The sequence below is a fragment of the Neisseria perflava genome (assembly GCF_002863305.2).
GTDB classification, from domain to species: Bacteria; Pseudomonadota; Gammaproteobacteria; order Burkholderiales; family Neisseriaceae; genus Neisseria; species Neisseria perflava_A.
The window spans coordinates 739,669-756,841 of sequence record NZ_CP136962.1 but is presented as its reverse complement, the minus strand read 5'-3'; the positions used below and the strand labels follow the sequence as shown (position 1 = coordinate 756,841).

Annotated in this window: 17 protein-coding genes and 1 pseudogene; 5 read left to right on the top strand and 13 right to left on the bottom strand. The window is 46.8% G+C overall.

The window, feature by feature from the left end; genetic code table 11:
* Positions 1–26: 26 nt before the first annotated feature.
* The 9 genes from CYJ98_RS03430 to CYJ98_RS03390 all read right to left on the bottom strand — a co-directional run bounded on the left by CYJ98_RS03430 (position 27) and on the right by CYJ98_RS03390 (position 7,856).
* A complete protein-coding gene (locus CYJ98_RS03430; RefSeq protein ID WP_101756257.1) occupies positions 27–1,544 on the bottom strand; it encodes an ABC transporter permease/substrate-binding protein in 1,518 nt (505 codons plus the stop codon).
* A gap of 101 nt (positions 1,545–1,645) precedes the next feature.
* Complete coding sequence (locus tag CYJ98_RS03425) at positions 1,646–2,470, bottom strand: ABC transporter ATP-binding protein (protein ID WP_101756256.1); 825 nt, start codon at positions 2,468–2,470, stop codon at positions 1,646–1,648.
* A complete protein-coding gene (locus CYJ98_RS03420) occupies positions 2,460–3,320 on the bottom strand; it encodes an SDR family oxidoreductase (RefSeq protein WP_101756255.1) in 861 nt (286 codons plus the stop codon). The genes CYJ98_RS03425 and CYJ98_RS03420 overlap by 11 nt, the downstream gene beginning before the upstream one ends.
* Before the next feature lie 812 nt (positions 3,321–4,132).
* On the bottom strand, positions 4,133–5,344 hold the full coding sequence (locus tag CYJ98_RS03415; protein ID WP_101756254.1) for an NADH:flavin oxidoreductase/NADH oxidase family protein: 1,212 nt from the start codon (positions 5,342–5,344) through the stop codon (positions 4,133–4,135).
* Between the two features lie 74 nt (positions 5,345–5,418).
* Positions 5,419–5,730: an ArsR/SmtB family transcription factor gene (locus CYJ98_RS03410; protein ID WP_070591088.1), complete on the bottom strand. Its 312-nt coding sequence runs from the start codon at positions 5,728–5,730 to the stop codon at positions 5,419–5,421.
* Positions 5,731–5,997: 267 nt separating this feature from the next.
* On the bottom strand, positions 5,998–6,333 hold the full coding sequence (locus tag CYJ98_RS03405) for a thioredoxin family protein (RefSeq protein ID WP_101756253.1): 336 nt from the start codon (positions 6,331–6,333) through the stop codon (positions 5,998–6,000).
* Between the two features lie 92 nt (positions 6,334–6,425).
* The gene (locus tag CYJ98_RS03400; RefSeq protein ID WP_240315434.1) at positions 6,426–6,926 is read right to left on the bottom strand and encodes an OsmC family protein; all 501 of its coding nucleotides are present in this window, start codon (positions 6,924–6,926) and stop codon (positions 6,426–6,428) included.
* Positions 6,927–6,972: 46 nt separating this feature from the next.
* Positions 6,973–7,278 (bottom strand): aldo/keto reductase, encoded by a 306-nt coding sequence (locus tag CYJ98_RS03395; RefSeq protein WP_234395619.1) that lies wholly within the window; start codon positions 7,276–7,278, stop codon positions 6,973–6,975.
* A complete protein-coding gene (locus tag CYJ98_RS03390; RefSeq protein ID WP_101756251.1) occupies positions 7,278–7,856 on the bottom strand; it encodes an NAD(P)H-dependent oxidoreductase in 579 nt (192 codons plus the stop codon). Before CYJ98_RS03390 ends, CYJ98_RS03395 begins: the two co-directional genes overlap by 1 nt.
* A 177-nt stretch (positions 7,857–8,033) precedes the next feature.
* On the opposite strand from CYJ98_RS03390, the gene CYJ98_RS03385 reads away from it, so the two are divergent.
* The gene (locus CYJ98_RS03385) at positions 8,034–8,924 is read left to right on the top strand and encodes a LysR family transcriptional regulator (protein ID WP_101756250.1); all 891 of its coding nucleotides are present in this window, start codon (positions 8,034–8,036) and stop codon (positions 8,922–8,924) included.
* 74 nt (positions 8,925–8,998) lie between these two features.
* On the opposite strand, the gene CYJ98_RS03380 is transcribed toward CYJ98_RS03385, so the two are convergent.
* The gene (locus tag CYJ98_RS03380) at positions 8,999–9,862 is read right to left on the bottom strand and encodes an AraC family transcriptional regulator (protein ID WP_101756249.1); all 864 of its coding nucleotides are present in this window, start codon (positions 9,860–9,862) and stop codon (positions 8,999–9,001) included.
* A gap of 130 nt (positions 9,863–9,992) precedes the next feature.
* On the opposite strand from CYJ98_RS03380, the gene CYJ98_RS03375 reads away from it, so the two are divergent.
* The 3 genes and pseudogenes from CYJ98_RS03375 to CYJ98_RS03365 form a co-directional block, all read left to right on the top strand.
* Complete coding sequence (locus CYJ98_RS03375) at positions 9,993–10,424, top strand: organic hydroperoxide resistance protein (RefSeq protein WP_101756248.1); 432 nt, start codon at positions 9,993–9,995, stop codon at positions 10,422–10,424.
* Positions 10,425–10,498: 74 nt separating this feature from the next.
* Complete coding sequence (locus CYJ98_RS03370; protein WP_101756247.1) at positions 10,499–11,119, top strand: glutathione S-transferase family protein; 621 nt, start codon at positions 10,499–10,501, stop codon at positions 11,117–11,119.
* A 149-nt stretch (positions 11,120–11,268) separates the two neighbouring features.
* Positions 11,269–12,126 (top strand): annotated as a pseudogene (locus tag CYJ98_RS03365) (IS5 family transposase); the annotation flags it as partial.
* A 219-nt stretch (positions 12,127–12,345) separates the two neighbouring features.
* Here CYJ98_RS03365 and CYJ98_RS03360 read toward each other — a convergent pair.
* From CYJ98_RS03360 to gshA, 3 genes are all read right to left on the bottom strand, one after another.
* The gene (locus CYJ98_RS03360; RefSeq protein WP_003686444.1) at positions 12,346–12,828 is read right to left on the bottom strand and encodes an acyl-CoA thioesterase; all 483 of its coding nucleotides are present in this window, start codon (positions 12,826–12,828) and stop codon (positions 12,346–12,348) included.
* A 114-nt stretch (positions 12,829–12,942) separates the two neighbouring features.
* Positions 12,943–14,013, bottom strand: coding sequence for a magnesium/cobalt transporter CorA (gene corA / locus CYJ98_RS03355; RefSeq protein WP_004520352.1), 1,071 nt, complete (start codon positions 14,011–14,013; stop codon positions 12,943–12,945).
* A 108-nt stretch (positions 14,014–14,121) separates the two neighbouring features.
* The gene (gshA, locus tag CYJ98_RS03350; RefSeq protein ID WP_004520351.1) at positions 14,122–15,480 is read right to left on the bottom strand and encodes a glutamate--cysteine ligase; all 1,359 of its coding nucleotides are present in this window, start codon (positions 15,478–15,480) and stop codon (positions 14,122–14,124) included.
* Between the two features lie 264 nt (positions 15,481–15,744).
* Between gshA and leuC the strand changes: the two genes are divergently transcribed.
* Positions 15,745–17,154, top strand: coding sequence for a 3-isopropylmalate dehydratase large subunit (gene leuC / locus CYJ98_RS03345; RefSeq protein WP_049343582.1), 1,410 nt, complete (start codon positions 15,745–15,747; stop codon positions 17,152–17,154).
* The last annotated feature ends 19 nt before the right edge of the window (positions 17,155–17,173 follow it).

Here is a 17,173-nt window from a genome sequence, read left to right as displayed (position 1 = left end):
TGCTTTCAGGTAGCCTACTGCCAATTTTACTTTCCTAACAACCCATTTTTCTCTAAATAATTCCGAGCCACGTTTTCCGCGCTTTCGCCTTGCACTTTCACACGGTAGTTCATCTCGCTCATTTCCTCTTCGCTAATTTTTCCCGCCAGTCGGTTAAGTGCGGTCACAATTTGAGGATTTTTTTCAGCAAATTCTACTTTCATCAGCGGTGCGCCCTGATAGGCGGGGAACAGGGAAATATCATCTTTCAGCAGGCGCAACTGGTATTGCTTCAATTCTGCGTCGGTAGAAAAGGCTTCCACTAGGTCGATTTTTTCATTCAACAGCGCCGTATAGCGCAGGGCAGGCTCTAGGCTAACAATATGTTTCAGCGTGATACCTGCTGCCTGCATGCCTTTATAGCCATCCGCTCGGTCGGTAAACTCTAGTGAGAAACCTGCCCGAATATTGGGCGCTACCTGCTTCAAGTCGCTGATTGTCTTCAGTTGGTGCGCCGCGCCGTAACTTTCTTTGACTGCCAACGCATAAGTGTTCTGATAAGACATCGGCGGCAGAAACTCTAGCTGATATTGTTCCGCCAATAATTGTTTGCCCCGTTGGTAGGTTTCATCTGGCGCCAGATGGCGGTTTTTCTGTTCAGTTGGCACTTGTACTAAGGCTTCCAGCACGGTGCCTGTGAATTCGGGGTAAATGTCGATTTCGCCGCTTTTCAGTGCGTTAAACAAGAAAGTGGTTTTACCAAAATTAGGTTTGACTGTGACTTTCACGTTCGAATTCTCACGTTCAATCAATAATTTATACATGTTAATCAGAATATCCGGCTCACTCCCCATTTTGCCGGCAACCACCACGTTTTTTGTAGCAGGTGTAAATGAAATCTGAGACAGACCGAGTGCGCCGAAGCCCACCGCCAATGCAAGAATAATCGGCAACTTGCGTCGCGATTTCTGCAACAGCCCGATAATGCCGCTTACGCCGACAGCCAGTAATGCGGAGAGCAATGCGCCGGTAAACGTCATTATCATGTTGTTGCGGTCAATGCCGAGCAGAATTAGGTTACCCAAGCCGCCTGCGCCAATTAGCGCCGCCAGAGTTGCCGTGCCGACAATCAGCACCGCCGCCGTGCGAATGCCTGAAATCATGGCAGGCAAAGCCATCGGCAGCTCAATCCGCCACAATGATTGCCAGCGCGACAGGCCGAATGCGGTGTACGCATCTTGAATCGATTGGTCGATTTGGGTCAGCCCCAAATAGGTATTTTGAAAAATAGGCAACAGCGCGTATAGCGTGAGCGCAATCAAGACAGGCGGCGAACCGATACCGACAAACGGAATCAGCAAACCCAGCAGCGCCAAAGACGGAATGGTTTGCAATATATTGGTGAACTGCAATACCGCTTCCGCTGCCCGCTGTCTGCGCGCAAACAACACGGCCGCAGGCACTGCAATCGCCACTGCCGCGAGCAAAGTCAGGCTGGAAAGCCATAAATGCGTAAGCAGCATTTGCCAGAGTTCTGCCGGGGTAACGTTTAGGGATGAGAACATAGTTTTAATTGTTATGGTTAGTATGTTGAATAATAGATGTTTATGTTTGCTTTACAGCAAGGTATTAGCGCCTTGAAAGAGGTTTCAGACGGCCTTCACCATCATAACACTGCCCTTCTCACAGCTTCCTGTCCCTGTTTATCCAACCGTAAGAATTGGTGGATGATGCGTTCGGCATCGGGTGCGTCGGCGGTGGAAAACAGCGATTGCACATAATCATTTGCCGGCTGCTTTTTGATTTCTTCAGGTGTGCCGATTTGTACCAGTTTGCCATTATGCATTACACCGATACGGCAAGCGAGTTTGGCGGCTTCCTGCATATCATGGGTAACGAAAACGATAGTGGTGCCAAATTTTTGGTGAATCATAGCAATTTGGTCTTGCAGCACGGTGCGCACCAGCGGGTCAAGTGCTGAAAACGGTTCGTCCATCAGCAGAACTTGGGGCTTGGCTGCAATGGCTCGCAAAATGCCGATGCGCTGCTGTTCACCGCCGGAAAGTTCGTGCGGATAGCGGTCGCGGTAGTGCGCAGGGTCAAGTTCCACCAGCTCCAATAATTCATTCACACGCATTTTGCGTTCGGCTTTCGGCCAGCCCAGTACGTCAGGCATGAGTTCGATATTTTCTGCGACGGTCATGGTGGGAAAAAGCGCGATTTGCTGCAATACGTAACCAATTTGGTGGCGGAGCTGGCGGATGTCGTAGTCTTTAATCCGTTTCCCATGCAGATAAACGTTGCCATCGGTCGGTTCAATTAGCGCGTTAATCATGCGTAAAGTGGTGGATTTGCCGCTGCCCGAGCCACCTACCAACACGAAAAATTCACCCTGATAAATGGTCAAATCCAAATCGCGCACAGCATATTTGCCGTCATAATGCTTGCCTGTACCACGAAACTCGATAAATGGGACAAGATTATTTTGCATATTGTGCCTTTACTACGTCTTCAAAACTAAGTGGTGCTCGTCCCAACAACTGCGACAGGTCATCTGAAACGGTAGCAAGCTCGCCTTTGGCAATGGCAGTGTAGGTAGAAACCCAGGCTTCAATCTGCCAATCGGGCGTATCAGGATACTCAGCTTTACGGCTGGCGAAGGCTTCTTCCACAGTTTCATTGTGGTAGCAGTGCGGTTTGCCGGTAATTTCGGTTAATACGGCGGCTATTTCAGCAAAACTTAATGATTGGGAGCCGGTCAGCGTGTAGGTCTGATTATCGTGACGATGGTTGCTATATGCGATATCTGCAATGACGTTTGCCGCCGCTTGGGCGACATCGCGTTGCGAAACGCAGGCAACGCGCCCATCGTCGGCTGGACCTGCGATGATGCCTTCTGTATTGGTAATCGTTGCCATTATCTCGCTGTAAAAATTGTCGCGCAGAAAAGTGTAGCGCATATTTGTTTGCCGGATTGCATTTTCTGTAACCGCATGGGTACGCGCCAGCGTGAAGGTGCTGTCCAACGCTGCTTGAGCGAAAGAGAGATAGACAATGTGTTGCACGCCCTCTTCCGAAGCAGCCTGCACCAAAGTCAAATGCTCCTGTTCACGCATCGGACTTTCGGCGGCGGACACCATAAACAGCACGTCCACCCCATTTAAAGCCTGCTTAGCAAGCTCCAAATCGCCATAGGCAAACCGTCGCGCCTCGCAGTTCGTGAGATTGGGCGCTTTGGCAGGGTTGCGCAGCGGCAGAATAAGCGGCAGACCGCGTGTGTTCAGATGACGGGCGACCATACCACCGATGTTGCCGCTGGAGCCAGTGATGGCTAGATTCATGTTGTTTTCCTTATGCGTTTTCTAAAGAGATAGCTTTGCCGTTTACAGGGTTTCTGTAAAACCATGTGCATGCTGCTTTTTGGGTTTCAGGTAGACTGAATAGATTCAAGGGATGGTTTATTAATGGTTATTTTATTGTAGCAGTTTTCCTGCATACGATAAGCAGCGAAAGGCTTACTTGATTATTAAGCTGATATTAATAATTAGGTTAGGATATGTGGTCTTTCCGTTTTCAGGTCCCTTATGGCTTAAAACGGACCTCTTTTACTAGTTTTTAGAATTTAGGTGGCATTTACATTACCAAGTATTTGTACTGCATTTCTCTATTCTCAAAGAATTTAAAGAGCTTGGGATATGTCCCCACGGCCCTATTCCACTACTAAATAATTAAGTGATAGAGTTATAGCATAATTAAACTGACAAATTTCTTAAAACCTATTGATTTGATACTAAAAATTGGAGTACTATGAGCACACTCTCTAAAGTATTACTAATTCTCATTTGACATATAGGAACAATAAGCGGAATTTGTAGAAGAATAGGGAAAAGGAAATTAATTTATATTATGTTAAGTTATGATTATAAATTATAATCATAACTTATTAATTTAATTAGTATTTTTAAAATTCTTATTCTAAGCAACTTTCAAAGAACAGGATCTTTTGTATCGCTCAGTGGATATCTAAAATTCTAAAAACCATTTGAACTTAAAGATTCAAACGGTTTTTTAGTATCAATTTATTTATATTCCATACTTTTAAATACGGTTAAATTTTAAAATTTAATCCTCCTTCAAATCCCTGCTTACCCCATCAAGATCTGCCAGTACTTAAACCTGCTTTTCCATTTTCCCACAAAGTTTTCAGTAAAACTTTCCATGCCGACAATTTGGGAGCAGGCTGTTTGCCTTGTCCGATCAAGTCCATTTGCATCATATACCAGTTCATTTCCAACATTGCGCCCGCTTTTTTATCAACCAATGCTACGCCTGTTTTGATGCGGTCGGTTTGTACGGTTTGGTAAGTGCCGTTTTGCATTTGGTTCGCCAAATCAGGCACTAAGGCAAACGGACGGGCAACACCTACCAAATCCAAATGGCCGCTGGATAAGGCATCCTCCATTGCGCTTTGTGAACGGAAGCCGCCGGTGATAATCAGTGGAGCTTGGCTGACTGCTCGGGCTTTTTCGGCGTAATCGATGAAGAAGGCTTCGCGTTTGCGGGTACTGTCTTTGGCGGCGAGCATTTGCGGGCTTTCGTAGTTGCCACCGGAAACTTCAATAAAATCAATGCCCATTTCCGATAACTTTTGTACCACTTGCACCGATTCGCTTTCGTCAAATCCGCCTTTTTGGAAATCGGCTGAATTGAGTTTTACACCGACTAAGAAATCTTTGCCAACGGCAGCGCGGATGGCGGTGTAGGTTTCCAAAAGGAAGCGCATACGATTTTCCAAACTGCCGCCCCATTGGTCTTGGCGGCGGTTGTGGTGTGGCGAGAGGAATTGGCTGATGAGATAGCCGTGTGCGGCGTGAATTTGTACGCCTGAAAAGCCTGCCTGTTCGGCAATTTTCGCGGTTTGCACGAATTGCTGAATCAGCCAGTTGATTTCATCGGCACTCAATTCGCGCGGCGGATTGATAAAGCCGTCCATGCCCACCAACGGCACGGCGCTCGGCGCAAGCGGCGTTTTATTGACCACCGCAGGCGACTGTTTGCCCGCATGGTTGATTTGCATGATGAGCAGCGTGTCGTTTTGCGTGCCGGCTTTCGCCCATTTTTTCAGCATCTCAAGGCTGCGGTCGTCTGAAATCACCACATCGTTTATCGAACCTTTGCCACTTTCAGCCATCATTACATTGCCTGTAACCAACACACCCGCTCCGCCTTCTGCCCAAGCGCCGTACAGGCGGACAAGTTTTTCAGACGGCTGGTCGTTTTGGGCAAGTTGTTCTTCCATGGCGGATTTGAAAATACGGTTTTTGGCAGTCTTTCCGTTTGGAAAAGTGAACGGGGTAAATAACATAATTCTTTCCTTTAAGTTTATAAGTTTAAAAATGTAAACGTATTTGGGTAAAAATAAAGGGTTAACGGATAACCCTATTTTGAAAGCGGGCAATTTTGAGCCATTAAATCGGCAAGCTGTTTCAACCTCGCCACCGCATCCGCCATGGCAATACTGTAAAACCGCTCTTTGCCGACCTGCTCCACTGCCACCGCACCGGCTTGCAACATGATTTTCAAATGATGCGACACCGCAGGGCGCGACAGATGCAGATGCTCGGTCAGCTCATTCACATTCATCTTGCCGTGTTCCCACAGCACACGCAGGATTTGATGGCGGTTTTCATCACTCAACACGGTAAAAATGGGAATGCACTCGCGCATTAAATTCATGGTTTGTTGCGGCATATTCGGCCTTTTAAGTTTATATGTTTAAAAATTTGAACGTATTTTAAAGGGAAAGATGGGGAATGTCAAAGGGGATTTTCAGGAAGTTGTTTTAATGTATAAATCACCGCTTTTCATCAATCATTATCTCAGTCTACAAGCCGTTTCAGACGACCTTTTTCGTAATAAAGAGCGGTCAAATTTTTAAGTGTTTTGCAAATCATCTTAAAAATTTGACCACTTGCATCATTATCAAGACCGCAGCCGTCTGAAACATTGATAGACCGGTTACTGATGCCCGCTTTCTGCTACTTTTGTCCATTTTGCCAATGTCTGCTTCATTTGTTCCTGAGGGATGAAGCGGGCCATCCGTTCTACTTCCTTGCCTTGATAAAACAGCAGCCATGCAGGTGCGGTCAGCACGTGGAAACGTCCGGCCATTTCGGGTATTTCAGCAATATCGGCTTTTACGGCATACACATTTCCTTCCTCTGCCAAAGCTGAGTCAAGCTGGGCGGCCACGACCGTACAAACACCGCAGATTGGGGCTTTGATGTACAGTGATACTAAAGGGTGTGTGGCGATGGCCTGTTCGATGTCTTTCAGAGTGTGCAGTTGTTGCATGTCATGTACTCCTTTGAGCGATTAAGCCCTTTTCTAGTTGTCCAGAAAAGGGGCTTTTAATGAAATGAAAACAAGAAAACGTTTTGAGTCGTCTAGATTTTTTCCACAACCACTTTTGCCCGCGCTTTCAGGCTGTTCAACACTGGCGAGGTGGCGGCGGAGCGGTCGGCGAAATTTTGCAGGGTAGGAAGGTCTGCGTCGGCTTTTACTTTTACGGTTAGCACCAGATTATCCAGTCCGCCGTAGCCATCTTCCATGCCAAACAGTTTGGCCAAGTCGATACCGCCGCTTGCGGATATTTCAAACTGTTCCAGTTTCACGCCTGCTTGTGCTGCTTGCAACTCGAAACCTATGGAGCAGCAGCCTGCCGCAGCGCCGATCAGGTATTCCATCGGACTTGGGGCGGCGTTTTCACCGCCCATGTTTTTCGGTTCGTCTGTGGTAAAGGCATGGAAGCGGCGCACGGAGATTTCGTTCTTCGTGCCGGATACCCAGCGCGAATCGGCGCGTAATGCTGCCTTGCCTTTTGTATGGTCGTTTTCAATCGCTGCCATGGTAGTTCGGAAACGTTCGATATCTAACCCGTTAATCATGTTTTGTCCTTTCATATGATGAATTGCAGATGGTTTTTCGCTACACTTACACGCCCATTTTCCACGCGGAGATGCGTTTCAAATTATCCACCGTGTCGTGATTGACGATGGTGGCGAACGTGCCGTCCAGTTTGGCAATTTCGGCTTTGTCTTCATTACTAAGCGCAAAATCAAAGACATTCAGGTTTTCCGCCATACGTTCGGGTTTGGTGGATTTTGCCAACACGATGATGCCACGTTCCACCAGCCAGCGGGTAATCACCTGCGCCATGGATTTGCCGTATTTCGTACCAATTAGCGACTGACAAAATGGTGGGCAAAAGCCCACCGCTTCAAGTTGATGTTTTATCATTAACCGAACACTTTTTTCAAATGTGCTTGGTAGTCTGCGAAGTATTGTTCTACTTGTGGATTTTTAACTACATCGTTACATGTAAATGTCGGTAGACGGGTCAAACCGATGAACTCGTTGAGTTTGTGGAAAGGCATGTACACAGCATCCACATCTTTGCCTTCAAAGAAGTCGCCTTCACGGGTGAACGCTTCAATCGGCGCATTCCAAGTAAGCGAAAGCATGTGTTTTTTGCCTTGCAACAAACCACCTGTACCGAAACCTTCGGTCGGGCTGACACGATGACGGCCATCACTGTGGTAAAGCTTGCCGTGTCCAGCTATAAATACTTCGTCTATGTATTTCTTCACTGTCCAAGGCTCGTGCATCCACCAAACAGGCATCTGCCAAATCACGGCATCCATCCACAAGAATTTTTCGATTTCTGCCTCAACATCATAGCCAGCATCAATCACAGTTTCTTTTACATTGTGTCCAAGTGCGGTCAAAACTTCTTTTGCTTTTTTGTGAAGCGTGTTGTTTAACTCACCATGCGAATGGCCGAAAGCTTTACCACCGTTTAATAATAAAATGTTCATTTTTACTCCTAGAATAAATAATTTATAAAAAAAGGATGGGATGTTTACGGATATTGTCTTCTGTTTAATCTCATGAAAGTGCGGTCATTTTATGATTTGTTTTTATTGAGATAAATAGGGTTTATCTTTATAATGTAATGAATTAAATTCACTAATAAAAGAGCGTTTAAAGAGAAAATGCAGAACTTTAACGAACTGAATTATTTTTTGACGTTGGCGCAAACACAGAGTTTTGTAAAAGCGGGACAGCTTTTAGGGATTTCTTCTTCGGCGTTGAGTCATAGCATGAAAAATTTAGAAATGCGGCTAAATTTGCGTCTGTTCAACCGCACTACACGCAATGTGTCGCTGACCGAAGCCGGGCAGCAGCTTTTCGACCAACTTTCCCCACTTTATCAAGCCATAAACCAAGAAGTCGATGCATTAAATGATTTTTTGAATACGCCATCGGGATTGATTCGCATCAACGCCCCGGCGATGGCAGCGGAAGCCGTGTTGTATCCAAAATTAAAGCCGATTTTGAACCAATACCCGAAAATCCGCTTGGAAATCGTGGTGGACGATCGTTGGGCAGATATTGTGAAAGAAGGATTTGATATGGGCGTTCGGTTAGGTAACAAGGTAGCGAAAGAGATGATTGCGGTGCCAATTTCCGCACCGCTCAAAATGGTGTTGGTTGCCTCGCCCGATTATTTGGCGCAACATGGTTCACCGAAAAATATTGATGATCTGCAACAACACCGCCTTATCGGAGCAAAGCTCTCCGCCGAACACGGCACGGAGATGCAGTGGGAATTCAAATACAAACAAGAGCTGATTACGTTCACGCCAAAATCGCAGTTTTCCATCAACAATCATCTGCGCCTGCAAGCCGTTTCAGACGGCCTCGGCATTGCGTGGATAGCACATATGAGCGTAGCGGATGCACTCAATTCGGGGCACCTGGTCGAGCTGTTGCCTGAGTATGCTATGACTTACGAACCGCTTTACCTCTATTACCCCAGCCGCCGCGGGCATTCCAATGTGTTTAAGTTGATTGTGGATGAGTTAAAAGTTAAAGCCGTCTGAAAATTCAGACGACTTTTTACACCCAAGAGCGGTCAAATTTTCAGGTGTTTTTGCAACCTGTCTTTAAAACTCATCTATTTAATATCTCCCTTCGGCGCATGCCCGAAATAGCGTTTGTATTCACGGCTGAACTGGCTGGGCGACTCATAGCCGACTTGGTAAGCGGCTTCAGTAATGCCTCGCCCTTCTTGCGCGATTAGTCGTCTGGCTTCCATCAAACGTAAGGATTTTTGGTATTGCAGCGGTGAAAGGCTGGTTATCTTCTTAAAATGACTATGGAAACCAGACAGTGACATACCACTCAGATTTGCCAAGGTTTCCACGGTGATGGTTTCGCTAAAATGCTGTTGCAGATAATGGGTGGCTTGGGCGATTTTTTTGGTGTGCGATCCATTGCTTACCATGGCTTTAAATTTGCCGCCTTGTTCGCCAGTAAGGAGTCGATAATAGATTTCTTGTTGGATAAGTGGTGCAAGAAATTCAATATCTTTTGGATTTTCGTGCAAAAGTAATAAGCGTTTAACGGCATTTTTGAGGGATTCATCCAAATGCCATTGTGCAAAACCTTCGTTGCCCTGTTTAACATCATCTGCAAGGTTTGGATTTACTAATAAAATCTTGCTAACGCTCTCAATATCAATTTTCATCGACATCACTAAAAACGGCTTTTTCGGCTCTGCATATTTAATCTCACCGCGCATCGGCACATTGACAGGGCAGAACATAAAGTGGTGATTGTCAAAACGGTAACATTGTTCGCCCAACTGTATTTCACGTTCCCCGCTTAGCACGATGCAAATGCTCGGTTCTTGAATAACACCTTCGTAGCAAAACGGTTGATCGGCATGGCGAATCACCAAGCCTTTAATTGGTGATGAATAGAGTTCGTTATGTGGAATAACCTTTAATAAGCGTTCGATCGTTTCAGTTGAAAACATGATTTTAGAGAAATAGGCAAGTAACTTGGAGAAATCATATAACACCTCTACACGCAGTTCAATATAATGGCTTCACTTTCAACGGCAATACGCCCAAACAGTTAATCCATATTTAATTGAGGATAATACGATGAAAATTTTCTACAAAACTTCAGCAACAGCAACCGGCGGTCGTGATGGTCATACCCAAGTAGATGATGGTTCAGTCGGCTTTGATTTAGTTTCTTTCCAAAATGAAAGCGGCAAGCAAGGCACTAACCCAGAACAACTTTTCGCAATGGGTTACGCCGCTTGTTTTGATAGTGCGATGAATCATGTTGCACCGACCCTCGGTTTGAAACCAACGAAATCTTCTACGACAGTTGGCGTGGGTATTGGTCAAAAAGCAGATGGTGCATTTGGCTTAGATTTAGATATCACGATTGCCGTAGCAGGTTTGACTGAAGATGAAGCCCGCAAATTGATTACTCGTGCACACGAAGTTTGCCCTTATTCCAACGCTACACGTGGGAATGTCGATGTACGCTTACATGTGAATGTGAGCCAATCTTTTGATTTATGATAAAATAAAGGCTGCCTGAATACATCAAGTAGTGCTCAAGCTGCCTAACTTCACAGAGAAACAAGGAGTAAAACATGATCACCCTATACAACCTTAAACAATCTCGTTCACAACGTATCGCATGGTTGCTGGAAGTGCTGAACTTGCCGTATGACGTGAAAAATTTTGAGCGCGATCCTGTGACTAAACAAGCCCCTAAAGAGCTGCAAGACATTCATCCGCTAGGAAAATCTCCACTGATTAAAGACAATGAAACCGTTATTGCTGAAAGCGGAGCAATTGTTGAATACATCCTAGCTCGTTACGGCAACGGCAAATTACATCCCGATGTTAACCATGCTGACTATAGTGCCTACTTGCAATGGTTACATTACGCCGAAGGCTCAGCTATGTCCGCAATGTTGACAAAATACATTACTCCGAGCGAAGCCATGAAACCATTTTATGATGCTCAATTTGACCTACACATCAGCTATATAGAAAGCAGTCTAAATGGTAAAACTTGGTTTTTAGGCGAAGAATTAAGCGGCGCCGACATCATGATGTCCTTCCCGCTGCAATTTGCTCTCATGTTCGTACCTAAGGGCAAATTCCCGAACATCGAACGCTTTGTTGCTCAAGTAGAAAGCAACGAATATTACCGTAAAGCCTGCGAGCGTGTCGGTGAATTAGAATTGAAAAAATTGTTATCGTAATGAACTTAGACACAAATGCCGTCTGAAATTTCAGACGGCATTTCACATAAAAGAGCGATCAGATGTTTAGGTGTTTTTTGTAAATAGTCTTGAAACCCCATGAATTTATTATTTAAACCATACGGCGACACATTTATCAACTAATCCTAGGTCGTCCCGCCTATCCCCTGTTATCCATGTTCAAAGCCGTCCTGCTCGGCCAATGGTACAGCCTCTCCGATCCCGAACTCGAACACAGCCTCATCACCCGCATCGATTTCAACCTGTTTTACCGTTTTGACGAACTGAGCATCCCCGATTACAGCACCTTATGCCGCTACCGCAACTGGCTGGCGCAAGACAATACCCTGTCCGAACTGCTGGAACTGATCAACCGACAACTGACCGAAAAAGGCCTAAAAGTAGAGAAAGCATCCGCCGCCGTTGTTGACGCCACCATTATTCAGACCGCCGGCAGCAAACAACGCCAGGCCATAGAAGTCGATGAAGAAGGACAAGTCAGCGGACAAACCACACTGAGTAAAGACAGCGATGCCCGTTGGATAAAGAAAAACGGCCTCTACAAACTCGGTTACAAACAACATACCTGTACCAATGCGGAAGGCTATATCGAGAAACTGCACATTACCCCCGCCAATGTCCATGAATGCAAACACCTGTTGCCTTTGTTGGAAGGACTGCCCGAAGGTACGACCGTCTATGCCGACAAAGGCTATGACAGTGAGGAAAACCGGCAACATTTGAAAGAGCATCGGCTGCAGGACGGCATTATGCGCAAAGCCCACCACAACCGTCCGCTGACGGAAACGCAAACCAAACGCAACCGACATTTGTCGAAGACCCGTTATGTGGTCGAACAAAGCTTCGGTACGCTGCACCGTAAATTCCGCTATGCGCGGGTAGCCTATTTCGGTCTGTGTAAAGTGAGTGCGCAAAGCCATCTGAAGGCGATGTGTTTGAACCTGTTGAAAGCGGCTAACAGGCTAAGTGTGCCTGTTACTGCCTAAAATGCGGCCGGATGCCTGATTATCGGGTGTCCGGGGAGGATTAAGGGGGTATTTGAGTAGAGTTAGGGAGTGATTGGTGGCGGAAACAGCCGAAAACCTGTGTTTGGGTTTCGGCTGTTGGAGGAAAAGGACTTTTGCAAAGGTCTCAGTTTATGGCTTTTGCGTGAAGGCCGTCTGAAACAGGATTTCAGACGGCCTTCATTATTTAATAAATTTAATTTAGTTACAGCCAGAATCTTCGTTCGCAGCCTGCAAACTCAACTCTTTACGCTTTTTAGCCCTTTCATAACGGCAGCGTTGGCGCTGTGTATTGATTTCCAAAGGCGGGACAGGAACCGGCTTACCGTCTTCAACAGCAACCATGGTGAAGTAGCAGCTGTTGGTATGACGCACTTCGCCAGTGTGGATGTTTTGCGCCTCCACACGGATACCGACTTCCATAGAAGTACGGCCGGTGTAGTTGATACTAGCGTAAAAGGTTACCAGTTCGCCGACATGAATAGGCTCTTTAAACAATACTTTATCAACAGACAGAGTAACGCAATAGGTTCCGCTGTAACGGCAGGCGCAGGAATATGCCACTTGGTCGAGCAGGCGCAGAAGATCGCCGCCGTGAACATTGCCGCTGAAGTTTGCCGTATAAGGCATCATCAGTTCGGACATGATCAGTTCATGGGAAGGTAGTTGGCGTTCCGGTTTCATCGTTTATTCTCCTTTTGATATTTATTTTAAAATTGTCTGAAAACTTCAGACTGCACATGTGCAAAATCATTCTACCGTTTTTAATCGTTGAATTTCAACCCATTGCCTACCCGTTTACAGCCATTTTCTACGTGAGAAGAAAATCAGCAGTCCGATAATAATGCACAGCATCATACCCAAAACCATGAAGTAGCCGTAATGCCAATGCAGCTCGGGCATATTGTCGAAGTTCATGCCGTAGATGCCGGTGATGACGGTCAGCGGCATAAAGATGATGGTGATAACCGTCAACACGCGCATTTGCTGGTTCATGCGGTTGGATTGGAAGGAAAGGTAAATGTCCATCATGCTCAACACCATATCACGCGAGGCATCAAGCGATTCGATAAGTTGCATATTGTGGTCGTACACGTCGCGCAGATAGACGGTCGACTCGCCTTTGAAAATGGCAAAATCGCCGCGCACGGCCAGTTGATAGAACACATCGCGCAATGGTAAAAGCGTGCGTCGCAGACGGACGGCATCTCGCTTGAGGCGGTGAATCTTACTGAGAATATCGCTGTTTTCATTTTTAAACAGGGACTTGTCTATGACTTCGACGCGGTTGTTGTATGACTCCAAAACAATGAAATAGTCGTCCACAATACGGTCAAGCAGGCAATAAGCAAGAAACGCCGTATTTTTGTTCAAAATATTGTGCGGATTTTCGTGCATCTGCCGACGGAGATGGCTGAACAAGCCCAACGGTTTTTGTTGGAAAGACAACACAAAATCTTTGCCGATAATCACATACACTTGGTCAGAATGGAGTTTGCCCGTAGAGGTATAGTGGTATACCTGTGCGGCAGTAAATACATAGTTGCCGTAGTCTTCGATTTTCGGACGCTGCTTGCGGCTGAGAATATCTTCAATAACTAGCTCATGAATACCATAAGGTTCAAGCGCGTGTTTGAGCAAGACGACATCATTAATACCGACAAAATGCAGCCAGTTGATTTGACCTTCTTGCGGATGGGCAATATCGGGCAAATTTTTTCCGGCAAGATAATCATGCTGAACAAAGGTATCGGCGGAATACAAGGTTTGATGGATAGCAGAACGCGGCGCATTGTCGGTATTGCTGCGCTGCATGGTTTGGTCTTGCAGATTGTCGGTTGTCTCAACTGGATTGGCTGGTTTGCTCATAAAAATAAATCATGTTTTTTAGTTAGAATGAATTGTACAGACAGAAAAGGCCGTCTGAAAACAAATTTTCAGACGGCCTGACAATATCGATCAACGCTTTATGCTTTATTAGGCTTGAGGCGCGGTTTTCTCCAATTCCAATGCGGCAGCAAGCAAGGACAGGCGCGCCATTACGCCGTAAACGTAGAGGCGGTTGTGTTCATTGTCGACGTCGCAGTCTTTTTCAGAACGTGGCATGCCGAGCGAGTCCCATTGTTCAAATACGCGCTTGCAGGCTTCGGGCGCTTCTTGGGAATTGTCGCCGCTGCCGGTGGGGATGCTGTTGGACAGCGGGACGAATACCATGCCGCCGGCGTTGAGGTTTTCGTCTGCACCACGGCCTTCGTGTACACGGAAGAAACCGCCGATAACGAAACGGTCCATCATATAAACGACAGGTTCACACACGGCGCCGTTCATGGTTTCGTAGGTATAAATACCTTCTTGGACAATGACTTCGCTAACTTCTAAACCCTCTTTGACTTTCGCCATTTTGTTGCGGTTTTTACGGTTCAAGCCGCGCACTTCATCCGCAGATTTAACGCTCATTACGCCCATGCCATAAGTACCTGCATCGGCTTTCACAATAACGAAAGGCTGGTCGGTAATGCCCAATTCATCGTATTTGGCTTGAATTTTCGCCAATACGCGTTCTACCGCGTCTGCCAACGCATCCTCGCCTTCACGCTCTTGGAAATCCAAACCGCTGATTTTTTCAAAATAAGGATTGATTTGCCATTCGTCGATGTCAATCAACTTGGCAAAGTCGGCAGCAACTTGGTTGTACGCGCCGAAATGTTCGGTTTTACGGCGAGTCGTCCAGCCGCCGTGCAATGGAGGCAAAACGGTTTGGTTGATACCTTTAAGGATTTCAGGAACACCCGCAGACAAGTCATTGTTCAACAAAACAACGCAAGGCGAGAAACCGTCGGCAAGATGTACACGCTCACGGGTACGCAATAAAGGTTCAAGCAAAATTTTGTTGCCTAATGCGGTTTCAAACTCGGTTGGCTCAGTCACTTCAGGATTCAAGCTGCCCAAGCGCACTTCGTATCCTGCCGAACGCAAAATCTCGCTGAGGGCGTAAACGTTTTGCAGATAGAATGTGTTGCGCGTGTGGTTTTCAGGAATAATCAATACGGATTTTGCCGTTTCACATGCGCGCTGTACCGCATCTTGCGCGGCAACCGCCGCCAGCGGGATAAAGTTGGGATTCAAATTATTGAAGCCGCCCGGAAACAGGTTCATATCGATAGATGAAATTTTGTAACCGGCATTACGGATGTCAACCGAGCCATAAAACGGCGGACGGTGTTCGTTCCAATGCGAACGGAACCATGCTTCGATTTTGGCATGATTGGCAAGGACTTTTTTCTCAAATTCCCGTAATTGAGTCAGATGCTCAGGAGCCATTACCGGTAATTTCATTCTCTATACCTCTTGGTAAGTGTGGATGTTGAGTGAGAATGATAGAACTTTTTAGTGCATTTCGACAAGCATTCTTTCAGATAAGATGCATCTTTTTGTTAACAATTCTACAATTTGTCCAATTTTTGATAAGCGTTTTTGAAACTTTGCGACAAATTTTAAAAATTGGACAAATTTCTATTGCGCAGCCCCTATAAAAAGCCTAAAATCCGCCCATAAACGCAAACCATCATTCATACCTACCAATAGCAAAGAATACTCATCATGAGCGCACAAACCCTTTACGATAAACTTTGGAACAGCCACGTTGTCCGCGAAGAAGAAGACGGCACTGTCCTGCTTTACATCGACCGCCACCTGGTTCACGAAGTAACCAGCCCGCAAGCATTTGAAGGCTTGAAAATGGCCGGCCGCAAACTCTGGCGTATCGACAGCGTGGTCTCCACAGCCGACCACAACACCCCGACCGGCGACTGGGACAAAGGTATCCAAGATCCGATTTCCAAACTGCAAGTCGATACTTTGGACAAAAACATTAAAGAGTTTGGCGCACTCGCCTACTTCCCGTTTATGGATAAAGGCCAAGGCATCGTGCACGTTATGGGCCCGGAGCAAGGCGCTACCCTGCCCGGCATGACCGTCGTTTGTGGCGACTCGCACACTTCTACCCACGGCGCATTCGGCGCATTGGCGCACGGTATCGGCACTTCCGAAGTCGAACACACCATGGCGACCCAGTGCATTACCGCAAAAAAATCCAAATCTATGCTGATTTCCGTTGAAGGCCGTCTGAAACCCGGTGTTACTGCCAAAGACGTGGCACTTTACATCATCGGCCAAATCGGTACGGCAGGCGGTACGGGCTACGCCATCGAGTTTGGCGGCGAAGCCATCCGCAGCCTTTCTATGGAAGGCCGCATGACCTTGTGCAATATGGCGATCGAAGCCGGTGCGCGCTCAGGCATGGTTGCCGTCGACCAAACCACCATCGACTATGTAAAAGGCAAACCTTTCGCACCTAAAGGCGAAGCGTGGGACAAAGCCGTCGAGTACTGGCGTACGCTGGTGTCTGACGAAGGTGCCGTATTTGATAAAGAATACCACTTCAAAGCCGAAGACATCGAGCCTCAAGTAACTTGGGGCACCTCGCCTGAAATGGTTTTAGACATCAGCGGCAAAGTGCCTAATCCTGCCGAAGAAGCCGATCCGGTCAAACGCAGCGGCATGGAACGCGCCCTTGAATACATGGGTTTGGAAGCCGGTACGCCATTAAACGAAATCCCTGTCGATATCGTCTTTATCGGTTCTTGCACCAACAGCCGTATCGAAGACTTGCGCGAAGCCGCCGCTATCGCCAAAGGCCGCAAAAAAGCGGACAATGTACAACGCGTATTGATTGTCCCCGGCTCCGGTTTGGTTAAAGAGCAGGCAGAAAAAGAAGGCTTGCACGAAGTGTTTATAGAAGCCGGTTTTGAATGGCGCGAGCCGGGTTGCTCTATGTGCCTCGCCATGAATGCCGACCGCCTGACCCCGGGACAACGTTGTGCCTCTACTTCCAACCGTAACTTTGAAGGCCGTCAAGGCAACGGCGGACGCACCCACCTCGTCAGCCCTGCCATGGCAGCCGCAGCCGCAGTGACCGGCCACTTTACCGACATCCGCACTATGGCTTAAAGTATTTTCAGACGGCCTT